Genomic DNA, 12,592 nt, shown 5'->3' on the forward strand with positions numbered 1-12,592 from the left:
GCGCCGCTGGCGTCCGCGCGCCCGCCGCTCGCGGAACACGGCCCGTGGAGGGAAGATGACCGGTACCCGGCCCCTGACCGACGACGACCCCAGGAGCCTGGGCGGCTACACGCTGACCGCGCGCCTGGGGCAGGGCGGCCAGGGTGTGGTCTACCTCGGACGCGACGACTCCGACGGCGCGCCCGTGGCGGTCAAGACCCTGCACTCCGACGGCATCGACGCCGCCGGCCTGCGCCGCCAGCTCGCCGAGGAGATCGAGACGGCCAGGCGGGTCGCGCGCTTCTGCACCGCCCAGGTGCTGGCCGCCGACATCGACGCCGATCCCCCTTACGTCGTCAGCGAGTACATCGAGGGCCCCACCCTGCGCGAGGTGGTGCTCAGGGACGGCCCGCTGAGAGGAGCCTCCCTGGAGCGGCTGGCCGTGGGCACGCTCACGGCCCTCGCCGCCATCCACCAGGCCGGGATCGTGCACCGCGACTTCAAGCCGGGCAACGTCCTCATCGGCCCGGACGGCCCCCGCGTCATCGACTTCGGCATCGCCCGCGCGCTGGAGGGCACGGCCATCCTCACCAGCCAGATCGCCGGGACGCCCGCCTACATGGCGCCCGAGCAGATCGCCGGCGAGGCGCTGGGGCCCGCGGTCGACCTGTTCTCCTGGGGCTCCACCATGGTCTTCGCGGCCAACGGGCGGAGTCCGTTCGGGCAGGACTCCCTGCACGAGGTGCTGTACAACGTCACCAACGAGCCGCCGGAGCTGGGCGCCCTGGACGGGCGCCTGCGCGAGATCGCCGAGCGCTGCCTGGCCAAGGACCCCACGGAGCGGCCCACGGCGGCCGAGACCCTGATGGGCGTCCTCGGTGTGGCCATGGCCGATCCCGCCGCCGCGGCCGCCGCGGAGCCCGAGGCCCCGAGCGAGCAGGGGCCGCTGCCCATCCACACGCTGGCGGCCGGAGCCGTCGCCGCAGCGGCGCCCGAGGCGCGCGACCGCACCGCGGCCGAGCTGCGCGAGAGCCTGCCTCCGGGTGTCGGCGACGCGGTCGGCGAGGGCGGCGAGGGCCTGTTCCGCTCGTTCCCGCCCACCCCGCCGCCGGCGGGCACCGGCCCCCACCGCGCGCCGAGTGCTCCCGCTGCGCCGAGCGGACCGCAGACCCCGCCGCCGGCCGCGCCCGGCGGCACCGGCGCCCAGCAGGGGTATGCCCGGCCCGGCGGCGAGTGGCAGGCGCCGGGCACCGGGGCCGCGGCGCCGCATCCCGGCGGGGTGTCGGGCCCGCAGCAGCCCCATCCGGGGCCCGGCATGCCGCCGACCGGCGCCCAGCATGCCCACGGGCGGCCGCCGGCCGCACCGGGGACGGGTCCCCAGCCTCCGCAGGCCGCCGGACCGGGTGCACCGCCGTCGGGACCGCGGCCCGCCTACGGCCCGGGCCCCGGGCCGAGCGGCGGGCAGCCCCCGATGCCGCAAGGGCCCTCAGCGCCCGCATCGGGGCCGCAGGCGCCTCCTGCGCCGGGCCCCGGCGCGCCGGGCTCGGGTCCGCAGCACCCCTTCCCGACGGGCCCCGGCACGCCGCCGCCCGCACCCTCGGGTCCCCAGGCGCCCTACGGTCCGGGACCGGCGGGATCCGGCCCGCGGCCGCCGTCGCCCTACGGCCCCGGCGGCGGGGCGCCGCAGGCGGGGCCCGGGGCGCCCTACGCCCCCGGCGGCTCCGCGCCGAACACGTCCTCGGGCGGCGGGACAGGCCCGATCATCGCCGTCGTCGCGGGCGCCTCGATCCTGGTGGTGATCGTGGTGGTGGTCGTCATCATCGCGATCGTGGCTTGAACCGCTGCCTGTGTCCCCGCCGGTCGAGTGTGCCCCACCCCGCCCCAGCGTCGGCGCCGCCTACATCCTGTGCAAGAAGTCGGCACAGAGGTTGCGGCGATGGGGTTGGAATGCGCGAGGCGCTGTGCGCCCACCCGCCAGCCCACCGCCACCCGGCTGAGACGCTGCGCGTCACGTGCTCAAATCAATGCCGCCGAGTGCATGGTGCACCCTTGCGCTGGCGCCGTGCCACCGGTGGTGCGGCTCCACCTCGGACGAGCTGCGTGCGCTCGGCGGCAAGCTGCGCTCGCGCTACGCGAACCGCGCCCATTGCCGCAACTCGGTGGTGGCGGGTTCCCTGCGGTTCCCGGTGGGTTCCTGGGAGGCGGCGCCCCAGCCGCGCTTAGATACGGCCTAATGCCCTTCGAAGTCCGGCTTCTCCTTGTTCAGGAAGGCCAGCGTGGCATTGAGGTGGTCGCGCGTCTCGGCGCACTGGTCCTGGAGGCTGGCCTCCATCTCCAAAGCGTTGGCCAGGTCCAGGCCGGAGCCGAACGTCAGCTCGGCCTTGATGGTCGCGTAGGCCACGGTCGGGCCGTCGGCCAGGCGCACGGCCAGCTCGCGGGCGGCGGTCTCCAGTTCGTCGTCCGGTACCACCTTGCTGACCAGGCCGATCTCCAGGGCGCGCGCCGCCGGCACGGGCTCGGCCAGCATCAGCATCTCCATCGCGCGGGCGTGGCCGACCAGGCGCGGCAGCGTCCACGACGCACCGGAGTCCGACCCCAGCCCGACGTTGGCGAAGGCCATGAGGAACGACGCGCGCTCGGCGGCGATGCGCAGGTCGCAGGCGAAGGCCAGCGACGCGCCCGCGCCCGCCGCCGCGCCGTTGACCGCCGCCACGACCGGCTTGGGCATCCGTGCCAGGCCCAGGACGATCGGGTTGTAATGGTCGCGGACGGTGCCGTTGAGCCCGCGGCCCTCGTTGAGGTTCTCGGCGTGCTCGCGCAGGTCCTGCCCGGCGCAGAACGCCTTGCCGCTGCCGGTCAGCAGCACCGAGCGGGCACCGGTGTCGTTCTTGGCGCGCTCGATGGCGGCCAGCAGGGACTCCTTGGTCTGCACCGTCAGCGAGTTCATCGCCTCGGGGCGGTTCAGCCGGATCGTGGCGACGCCGTCGGCGAGTTCGTAGCCGACAGCTTCATCGCCGCCGCCTTGGTTACCTGCTTCGTTGCCGGCGGTGCCTGCGGTCTCTGGCTCGGACAAGCGGATCTCCCGATCTCGTCGGCTGCTGGCGCGGTCCCCGAGACCGCGAAAGTGCGATGCGGCTATAACCTTACTGTTCGGATTCTTCGGGGCCGACGGTCCCGGCACTGTCCGATCGTTCCCAATCGGTTCCCAAAACCGAGATAATGGCAGAACAGTGATTCGTTCCCTGAGTCACGCGGATGCGGCGCGACCCCGGACCGGCCGCCCCGAGGCAGGGGCATCTCCGCCGGAGCGGCCCATTCACTGCAGTCTTCCTAGGAAAGGGGATACGCACATGGCGGCGATGAAGCCGAGGACCGGTGATGGTCCGATGGAGGTCACCAAGGAGGGCCGCGGCATCATCATGCGGGTCCCGCTGGAGGGCGGCGGACGGCTCGTCGTCGAGCTCACGCCGGACGAGGCCGCCGAGCTCAAGGAGGCCCTCGACGGCGTCGTCGGCTGATCCGCCGGATACCTACTCGGCGGCCGCCCCGACAGCCGCCGTCGTGCCGCAGCCACCTCGGGGCAGCGGGCCGCGGCACCACCGAGATCCCATCCCACGATTGCGAGCATCCGTGCCGATCGCTACGGAGATCCGCCCGGTTCCGGGCACCCTGATCGACTCCGCCGCCGACCTGGTGGCGATCCCCGTCCTCCGCGGCGGCCAGGCGCCGACCGCGGTCACCGAAGGCGCGGGCCTCGACCCCGCGGACCTGGACGCGCGGCTGCCGGCCTCGGTCGCAGCTCTGATCGCGCATTACGAACTGACCGGAAAACCCGGTGAGATCGCGCAGTTCCCCGCAGACCTGGGCTCGGGCCTGGTGCGTGTCGTACTGCTCGGGGTCGGCGAGGCGGCACCCGCCGATCTCCGCGCGGCCGGTGCGGCCCTGGCTCGGGCCGCGAAGGGGCACGCCACCGCGGCCACCACCGTCGCCGCGCTGGACGCCGCCCGCCAAGACGGCGGTGCGGGGTTGGCGGCGTTCACCGAAGGGGCGCTGCTGGCCTCCTACCGGTTCACCCTGGCCTCGGCGGCCAAGGGGGCGCCCCCGCTGGAGGCGCTGGAGCTGGTCGGCGCGGCGTCCGGGCCCGCCGCCGCGGCGGTCGGCCGCGGTTCGGCGCTGGCCCGGGCCACCGGGCTGGCCCGCGACCTGATCAACACGCCCTCGGCCGAGAAGGACCCGGCGTGGCTGGCCGCGCGCGCCCAGGAGACCGCCTCCAGCGCCGGACTGGCCTTCGAGGTCTGGGACGAGGACGCGCTGCGGCGCGCGGGCTTTCGCGCCATCCTCGCCGTCGGAGCCGGATCGGACCGCCCGCCGCGCCTGGTGCGGCTGGACTACCGGCCCGAGAACCCGGCGGCCCACATCGTGCTGGTCGGCAAGGGCATCACCTTCGACACCGGCGGGTTGTCGCTGAAACCCAACGACAACATGAAGCTGATGAAGACCGACATGAGCGGCGCGGCGGCGGTGCTGGCCGTGATGTCGGCGCTGGGCGGACTCGGGTCGCAGGTGGCCGTCACCGGCCTGCTCCCCATCGCCGAGAACGCGTTCTCCGGTTCGGCGCAGCGGCCCGGCGACGTGATCACCGCCTACGACGGGCGCACGATCGAGGTGCTCAACACCGACGCCGAGGGCCGGCTGGTCATGGCCGACGCGTTCGGCTACGCCGTGGCCGAGCTCGCCCCCGACGCGCTCGTCGACGTCGCCACCCTCACCGGTGCGGCGAAGGTGGCGCTGGGTACCGGCACGGGCGCCCTCTTCAGCAGCGACGACGCCCTTGCCGCGGCGCTGGGCGCGGCGGGCGAGGAGTCGGGTGAGCCGGTGTGGCGGCTGCCGCTGACCGAGGAGTACCGGGTCCTCCTGGACTCCCGGGTGGCCGATCTGGCCAACATCGGCGACGGCGGCTACGGGCGGCCCGGCGCCGCCGAGGCGGCGCTGTTCCTGCGTGAGTTCACCGGCGGGCTGCCCTGGGCCCACCTGGACGTGGCCGGTCCCGGCCGCTCCAGTGCAGACGAGGGCGTGCTGACCAAGGGCGGCACCGGATTCTCCACCCGGCTGCTGCTGCGCTGGCTGACCGGCGAGAAACCCGCGGCCGGGCTCGGCGCCCGTCGGTGATCTTGCACCTGCGGTCACTGTGCGCGGTCACAGGTGTCCGCAGGTACACGATCGTTTGCATAGAGCGGGTCGGCCTCAGGGGGCCTCTTCGCGGATCGCCGCGAGGAGGCCCTCGCCTATGGGCAGCAGCAGCGGGATGAGGTCGTCGTGGTCACGGACCAGGCGGGCGACCTCGCGCACCGCCGCCGTGCCCGGATCCGGAGCGCTGAGCGGTCCGTCGGAGCTGGTGGCGGCTTCCAGGGCGTTGTTGAAGACCACGATCCCGCCGCCGCGCAGCAGACGCAGCGCCTCGGTGAGGTAAGCGGGATAGGAGGCGGTCTCGGCGTCGACGAAGACCATGTCGTAGGCGCCGTCGGTCAGGCGCGGCAGCACCTGCAGGCCGCGGCCCAGGATCAGCCGCACGCGGTTGGCCGGGAACCCGGCGCGGCGGTAGGCCGCCCGCGCCAGCTCCTGGTACTCGGGCTCGATGTCGACGCTGGTCAGCACGGACTCCTCGCGCATACCGCGCAGCAGCCAGATCCCCGAACTGCCGCACCCGGTGCCCACCTCGACCACCGCGCGGGCGCCGATCGAGGCGGCCAGGAAGCGCAGCGCAGCCCCGCCGGCGGCGCTGATGGGCGAGGACTCGGCCCGCTGCCCGGTCTCGCGCGCCGAGGTGAGCGTGGCGTCCTCGACGGCGTACTGCTCGATGTGGGCGAGCGTGTGGGCCAGTGTGTCGTCTCGGCTGGCGATGGCGGCCTCCCCGCGTGTGACTGACATGTGCCGTGGCCGCGCGGCCCCGACGCGGGGCCGGGCCGGATGGCGGGACGCGGCAATGCGCCGGCTGTGGCGGAGCCCGGAACGCGCCGGGCGCCCGGGTGGTCACCCTGAGTGCCGGTGTGCTCACTCGTGGACCGGGTCCAGAGCACAGACTAGCCTGCCGGGAGCGCCCAAGGCGTGTTCGCGGCTCCGGGAACTTAATCGCCCCGTCGCGGTGTTGCAAACTGGTAGGGACTTTTTCGTATCCGACCGTCGGTGGCCGCCTCGGACACGACCGGCTCGGCGTCGATGCGGAAGGCACGCCCGTCCCCGCGGGCGCGCACGCTATCCGAAGGGAGTGGCGGTGGCAGACTCCGACGCTGCCGTGGACTTCGAGCAGTGGGAGCCGCCGACCTGGGACGAGGTCGTACGCGACCACTCGGCGCGCGTCTACCGGCTGGCCTACCGGCTGACCGGAAACAAGCACGACGCCGAAGACCTCACCCAGGAAGTCTTCATCCGCGTGTTCCGGTCGCTTTCCAGCTACACCCCGGGCACCTTCGAGGGCTGGCTGCACCGCATCACCACCAACCTCTTCCTCGACACCGCGCGGCGCAAGGCGCGCATCCGGTTCGAGGGGTTCTCCGACAACGCCGACGACCGCCTCCAGGGCCGCGAGCCCTCGCCCGCGCAGTCGTTCGACGACCGCCACTTCGACGCCGACGTCCAGGCGGCGCTCGACGACCTGCCCGCGGAGTTTCGCGCCCCGGTCGTGCTCTGCGACATCGAGGGCCTGTCCTACGAGGAGATCGCCGCCACGCTGGGCGTCAAGCTCGGCACCGTGCGCAGCAGGATCCACCGGGGGCGCGCCCAGCTGCGCAAGGCCCTGGAGCACCGCCGGCGCCTGGCCGCCCGCGAGGAGGCCGCCGACTTCGGTGCGCACGACGGCGCCGGCACGGGCATCGGGGAGGTGGAGTGAACATGGACCACTTGGGAGAGCGCCTGTCCGCTCTGGTCGACGGCGAGCTCGGCCACGCCGAGCGCGACCGCGTCCTGCGGCACCTGGCCGCCTGCGAGACCTGCCGGTTCGAGGCCGAGATGCTGCGCGGCCTCAAGCGCCGGCTCCACGGCCTGGATTCCCCTGAGCCCTCCACCGACTTCCTGGGGCGCCTCTCGTCGCTGAGCGGCCCGCCCGCCGAACCGCCCGCCCAGGACCCGCCCGGCGGCGCCGGGGGATTCGGCTCCATGCCGCCCCTGGGCTCCAGCCGACCGATCGGCGGCGGTCTGCCCCGCGTCTTCGGCGGCGACTCCGCCCTGGCGGTGGCCGAGCCCGCTGCCGCCCCGGCTCCGGAGCGGCCCCGGCGCCCGCGCGCCGCCCGCGCGGCCCGCCCGCTGTCGGTGCTGCGTCCGCGGTGGGAGCGCACGCGGTTCGCGGTCGCGGGCGTCTCGGTGCTGGCCGTCGCGCTCGGCACGGCGTTCGTCGCCGGCGGGGACTCCGAGGACGCGCCGGTGGTCACCCCGCCCATCGACGACTACGCGATCGAACATGCCGTGACCTCGCGCCAGGTCCCCGTTCCCGACTCCCAAGCGCCCGATGCCCCAGGCGGCCCGGCCAAGGTCAGCCCGGTGGGCGAGACCTCGGTGCCGGCGTCCGCACCGCGGTGAGCGGCGCGGACCCCTCCACGCCGCTCCCGAAGGCGGCGCCGTCGCCGGCGCGGGTTCCGCTGCTGCTGCTGTCGGCGTTCCTGGCGGTCCTGCTCGTGGTACCGGCGTCGGTCCCGGCCCGCGCCGACGAGGTCCCGGCACCGGGCGAGGACGACGGCACGGCGCTGCTGCGCCGCGCCGCCGAGTCCGTGCGCCAGGTCTCCTTCGCCGGCGTCCAGGCCGTGACCTGGCGCGAACCCGGCGGCCTGCGAACCCGCCTGGTGGACGTGGTGCACCGCGCCGGCGAGGCCACCGGCTACCGCTACGCCGGCCGCGGGCGCCCGGCCGGCGGGGTCGTGCTCGGCCGCACGCCGCCGCTGATGAAGGCCGACGAACTGCTGCTGGACCAGTTGGCGGCCAACTACCGGCTGGCGCGCGCCGGCACGGCGCGGATGAGCGGCCGGTCGGCGGCCGTGCTGGAGGCGCACCGGGCGGACGGCACCGTCGCCGGCCGGGTGTGGGTCGACGAGCGCACCGGGCTGCCGCTGCGCCGGGAGACCCGCGACACCGCCGGCCGCATCGTCCACGCCGTCGAACTGGTCGAGCTGCGCGTGCACCCCGACCCGGAGCCGCTGAAGGGGTATCCGGACCGGGCGCGCCCATGGTCCGACGAGCTCTCGCCGGCGGAACTGGAGCGCCTGCGCCGGCAGGGCTGGAGCATCCCCGAGCGGCCCGCCTGGAATCTGCGGCTCATCCGCGCCTGGGCCAAGGACTCCGCGAGCGGCCGCGTCGTCCACCTCGCCTACTCCGACGGGCTCTCGGTCGTCTCGGTCTTCGCCCAGCGCGGGCGCCTGCCCGGGGAGTCGGAGGGGACCGGGGCCAGGGCCGCGAAGGTCCTCCGCCGCGACGGTGCCGCCGACGCCGCCGGCAGGCAGCGGATGTGGGACTCGGAGGGCTTCGTCTACACGGCGATGGGGCAGGCGCCGCGGGAGCTGCTCGACGCGGCGGCCCAAGGCTTCCCCGAGGCCGGGCCCTCGCGCTTCTGGGCGCGGGTGTTCCGGGGATTCGACCACCTCTCCTCCGCCGTCACCGACTGAAGCGGGAACATAGGGTCGGGACAGGTCCGGCATAACCGGACGCGCACCGCCAACCCCCCGTTCACGACATCGGATCCGCCGTTGGCGATGCCTGCCAAGATGGCCTAACGGCCGGTTTATGCGGGCTGCTCCACGATTGGGGCGGCGGCGACAGACGGAGAGTTGGATGACCGACGACACCGGACCCCGTACCCCCCACAGCGGATCGGAGCAGAGCCGGTCATACCCGCAGTTCGCGGCGGAGGGGCGGCCGGAGGCCGCACAGCACCCCGCGCAACCGACTTCCGGCGAGCAGCAGGCCCCCGCCCCCGCGGCTCCGCAGCCCCAGGATCCCCAGGCCCCGCCCGCCGCGTGGCACGACGGCGCGGACGTGCCGCCGCGCCCGGAACCCCGCGGCCCCTTCCAGCCCGCGGCGGATCCGCGGGCGCAGGAACTCTTCAGCGCACCGCAGGCCGGGGCGTGGTCCCCGCAGGCGCCCGAGGCATCCCTGACCGGAACCGGCCAGGGGCCGCGCGGGGCGGGCGGCCCCGCGCCGGGCGACCCCCGCCACGCCGCCCACAGCGGCGGCCCCGGTGCGGGACCTCCCGCCCCGGGGCCTCCCGGCCCGGGAGTCCCCGGCGGGATGCCGCCCGGCCCCCAAGGCCCGGCCGGGCCGGGGTACGGCGGGCCCGCCCCGCACGGCGCCCCCGGCTTCCCCCCGCCCGGCCCGCCCCGGCAGCGCCGCGGCATTCCGGTGTGGGCGGTGCTGATCGTCGTCGTGGTCGTGGCCGCCGGCTCCTCCGCCATCGGCGGCGTCCTCGGCGGGTCGCTCGGCGCGCAGGCGGCCCCGTCGCAGGACCAGCCCTCGCCGCGGCTCAACACCGACCTGCCCTCCGACGCGCCCAGCCGCGCCCCCGACACCGTCGCGGGCGTCGCCCAGCGGGTCAGCCCCAGCGTGGTCTCCATCCAGGACGCCGGCGCGTCGCTGAGCGGCAACGGCTCGGGGTTCGTCATCGAGAACGACCACGTCGTCACCAACAACCACGTCGCCTCGGCGCTGCGGGAGGGCGAGATGGAGGTCCTCTACAGCGACGGCCACACCAGCGGTGCGAGCGTGGTCGGCACCCGGCCCTCCTCCGACCTCGCCGTTTTGCGCCTGGAGGACCCCGTCGACGTCCAGCCACTGGAGTTCGGCGATTCCGACCAGGTCACCGTCGGGGACGAGGTCATCGCCATCGGCGCGCCGCTCGGCCTGGCGGGGACGGTCACCAGCGGCATCATCAGCGCCGTCGACCGTCCGGTGAGCCTGGGCGAGGACGCCACCGGCGGGGGCACGGCCATCAACGCCCTGCAGACCGACGCCGCCATCAACCCGGGCAACTCCGGCGGTCCGCTGGTGGACGCGCAGGGCCGAGTGATCGGCGTCAACACGGCGATCGCCACCCTCGGCGGGTCCGCGGGCGGCCAGGGCGGCAGCATCGGGCTCGGGTTCGCCATCCCCTCGGCCGAGGTCGAGGCGGTCGTCGACGACATCCTCGGCGGGGCCGGGGCCGGGGCCGGGGCCGACGCGTCGGCGGGCGAGGGCGCCGCGCTCGGAGTCGCCCTCGACGAGGGGTACGACCAGGGCGCGCGCATCGCCCCCGACGAGCAGGCCGGGGGCTCGGCCGTCGAGCCCGGCGGACCCGCGGACCAGGCGGGACTGCGTTCGGGCGACGTCATCATCGAGTTCGACGGGCGGGCCGTCTCCGACCACGGCACGCTGGTCCGGCTACTGGAGAGATACAAGCCCGGCGACCGGGTGGAGGTCGTCTACGAACGCGACGGCGAGCGCCGCACCACCGACGTCACCCTGGGCTCGACCACCGACTGAGCGCGGCGCGCGAACCGGCTACTCCTCCGCGCCGATGTCCTCGTGCCACAACCGGGGGCGGGCCCGGATGAAGCCGGCCATCATCGCCGCGCAGTCCGGGTCGTCGAGCACCACGACCTCGGTGCCGTGCTCGGCCAGCCAGTCGTGTCCGCCGGCGAACGTGCGCGCCTCGCCCACCACCAGCCGCGAGATGCCGAACTGGCGCACCAGCCCGCTGCAGTACCAGCAGGGCGAGAGCGTGGTGACCATCGTCGTGCCCGTGTAGCCGCGCTGCCGACCGGCAGCGCGGAACGCCGCCGTCTCGGCGTGTACGGAGGGGTCGCCGTCCTGCACCCGGCGGTTGCGGCCGCGCCCCAGCACCTCGCCGTCGCGGCCGATCAGGGCGGCGCCGATGGGGATGCCGCCCTCGGCGAGCCCGGTCCGCGCCTCCTCGGCGGCGATCTCCAGCCACCGCCGGAAGCGGTCTGCGTCTGCGGGCGCGGGCAACGGCTCCTCCGGGGTGTCGGGCAGGGCCGCCGCCGGCGACGGCGGCCCTGCGGTGAGTCGGTTTGCGATTAGGCCGTGTTTGAGAACGGCGGGGCCGCCCCATCCAGGAACCCACCGGTTACCCCCTGCGGCGGCCACCATCGGGGTTGCGGCAATGGGCGCGCTTCGCGTAGCGCGGCCCCATTGCCGCAGCCGCTGTGGTGTCCGGCTCCTTAAACAGGACGTGGGCCCTACCGGCCGCCCCCGACCGGGGTGACACCGAGCTGCATGCCCGACAGGCCGCGGGGTTTGCCGACGAGGTCGCCGGCGATTCCGCGCAGGATCTGCGAGACCTCGGCGCCGGGCTCGCTGAGCACGAGCGGCTGGCCGGCGTCGCCGCCTTCGCGCAGCCGCATGTCCAGCGGCACCTGCCCCAGCAGCGGCACCTGGGCGCCCAGGGCCTTGGTCAGGCCGTCGGCCACGACCTGGCCGCCGCCCTCGCCGAAGAGGTAGGTGCGCTCCTCGCTTCCGGGCGCGACGTAGTAGGACATGTTCTCGATGACCCCGGCGACGCGCTGGTGGGTCTGGGCGGAGATGGCCCCGGCGCGCTCGGCGACCTCGGCGGCCGCCTGCTGCGGCGTGGTCACCACCAGGATCTCGGCGTTGGGCAGCAGCTGGGCGACGGAGATGGCGATGTCGCCGGTCCCCGGCGGCAGGTCCATCAGCAGGATGTCGAGGTCGCCCCAGAAGACGTCGGAGAGGAACTGCTGCAGCGCGCGGTGCAGCATCGGGCCGCGCCATACGACGGGCTGGTTGCCCTGGGTGAACATGCCCACGGAGATGACCTTGATGTCGTGGGCGGTGGGCGGCAGGATCATGTCCTCGACCTTGGTGGGGTGGCCGGAGACGCCGAGCATCCGCGGTACCGAGTGGCCGTAGATGTCGGCGTCGACCACGCCGACCTTGTGCCCGAGGTCGGCCATCGCCGCCGCGAGGTTCACGGTCACCGACGACTTGCCCACGCCGCCTTTGCCGGAGGCCACCGCGAAGACCTTGGTCAGCGAGCTGGGCTTGGCGAAGGGGATCTCCTTCTCGGCCTGCCCGCCGCGCAGCTTGGTCTGCAGGGCCTTGCGCTGTTCGTCGCTCATGACATCGAGTTCGACGGTCACCCGGGTGACGCCCTCGACCTTGGATACGGCGTTGGTGACGTCGTTCTCGATCCGCCCCTTCATGGGGCAACCGGCCACCGTGAGGTAGATGCCGACGTGCACGACACCGCCCTCGGCGATCTCGACGCTCTTGACCATGTCGAGATCGGTGATGGGGCGGTGGATCTCGGGGTCCTGGACGGTCGCCAGAGCCGCGTTCACCTGCTCGGTGGTGGGTGTGGAGGACATGCACCCCATGGTATGCAAGAAGGCTCCGCAGTCCCGCCGCCCGGCGCCGCCGATTCGCGGGACCAGTGGCCGACGTGGGCGAACGGCCCGGCGCACGGGGGAATCGCCGACCGGACGGCGCCGGACGGGGCGGCGCGGCCGCCGGCAGGGTGAGGAGAATCACCGCGGGACCCCGGGGTCCCGCGGCGCCGGTGTGCGCCGGCGGACCCGCTGCGCCGGGTGAGCACGCGCGTGCCGCCGGTTGCGGGGCGGTG

Annotated in this window: 11 protein-coding genes; 7 read left to right on the plus strand and 4 right to left on the minus strand. The window is 74.7% G+C overall.

The features are described 5' to 3' along the window. Window positions 1-55 precede the first annotated feature (55 nt). Entirely contained in the window at window positions 56-1,816 is a 1,761-nt protein-coding gene (locus FZ103_RS25835) for a serine/threonine-protein kinase (RefSeq protein ID WP_275548839.1), read from the plus strand. A gap of 393 nt (window positions 1,817-2,209) precedes the next feature. Here FZ103_RS25835 and FZ103_RS01315 read toward each other — a convergent pair whose 3' ends face one another. Continuing rightward, window positions 2,210-3,052 (minus strand): enoyl-CoA hydratase-related protein, encoded by an 843-nt coding sequence (locus FZ103_RS01315; protein WP_155998154.1) that lies wholly within the window; start codon window positions 3,050-3,052, stop codon window positions 2,210-2,212. A 277-nt stretch (window positions 3,053-3,329) separates the two neighbouring features. Between FZ103_RS01315 and FZ103_RS01320 the strand changes: the two genes are divergently transcribed. Together FZ103_RS01320 and FZ103_RS01325 are read left to right on the plus strand one after the other, a co-directional pair. Beyond that, window positions 3,330-3,497, plus strand: coding sequence for a DUF3117 domain-containing protein (locus tag FZ103_RS01320; RefSeq protein ID WP_084722758.1), 168 nt, complete (start codon window positions 3,330-3,332; stop codon window positions 3,495-3,497). A gap of 112 nt (window positions 3,498-3,609) precedes the next feature. Next, a complete protein-coding gene (locus FZ103_RS01325) occupies window positions 3,610-5,148 on the plus strand; it encodes a leucyl aminopeptidase (protein ID WP_186355634.1) in 1,539 nt (512 codons plus the stop codon). Between the two features lie 75 nt (window positions 5,149-5,223). Here the strand turns inward: FZ103_RS01325 and FZ103_RS01330 are convergent, their stop codons facing one another. After that, complete coding sequence (locus tag FZ103_RS01330; protein WP_155998156.1) at window positions 5,224-5,907, minus strand: O-methyltransferase; 684 nt, start codon at window positions 5,905-5,907, stop codon at window positions 5,224-5,226. Between the two features lie 343 nt (window positions 5,908-6,250). On the opposite strand from FZ103_RS01330, the gene sigE reads away from it, so the two are divergent. The 4 genes from sigE to FZ103_RS01350 all read left to right on the plus strand — a co-directional run bounded on the left by sigE (window position 6,251) and on the right by FZ103_RS01350 (window position 10,476). Beyond that, a complete protein-coding gene (sigE, locus tag FZ103_RS01335) occupies window positions 6,251-6,865 on the plus strand; it encodes an RNA polymerase sigma factor SigE (protein ID WP_186355635.1) in 615 nt (204 codons plus the stop codon). 2 nt (window positions 6,866-6,867) lie between these two features. Further along, window positions 6,868-7,551 (plus strand): anti-sigma factor, encoded by a 684-nt coding sequence (locus FZ103_RS01340; RefSeq protein WP_155998157.1) that lies wholly within the window; start codon window positions 6,868-6,870, stop codon window positions 7,549-7,551. Then, entirely contained in the window at window positions 7,548-8,627 is a 1,080-nt protein-coding gene (locus FZ103_RS01345; RefSeq protein ID WP_155998158.1) for a sigma-E factor regulatory protein RseB domain-containing protein, read from the plus strand. The genes FZ103_RS01340 and FZ103_RS01345 overlap by 4 nt, the downstream gene beginning before the upstream one ends. A gap of 166 nt (window positions 8,628-8,793) precedes the next feature. Continuing rightward, complete coding sequence (locus tag FZ103_RS01350; RefSeq protein ID WP_255429686.1) at window positions 8,794-10,476, plus strand: S1C family serine protease; 1,683 nt, start codon at window positions 8,794-8,796, stop codon at window positions 10,474-10,476. Between the two features lie 18 nt (window positions 10,477-10,494). On the opposite strand, the gene FZ103_RS01355 is transcribed toward FZ103_RS01350, so the two are convergent. Then, window positions 10,495-10,962, minus strand: coding sequence for a nucleoside deaminase (locus FZ103_RS01355; protein ID WP_155998159.1), 468 nt, complete (start codon window positions 10,960-10,962; stop codon window positions 10,495-10,497). A 230-nt stretch (window positions 10,963-11,192) separates the two neighbouring features. Beyond that, a complete protein-coding gene (locus FZ103_RS01360; RefSeq protein WP_155998160.1) occupies window positions 11,193-12,338 on the minus strand; it encodes an Mrp/NBP35 family ATP-binding protein in 1,146 nt (381 codons plus the stop codon). Window positions 12,339-12,592: the final 254 nt, after the last annotated feature.

Source organism: Streptomonospora sp. PA3 (assembly GCF_009728995.1).
In the GTDB taxonomy this organism is placed as follows: Bacteria; Actinomycetota; Actinomycetes; order Streptosporangiales; family Streptosporangiaceae; genus Streptomonospora.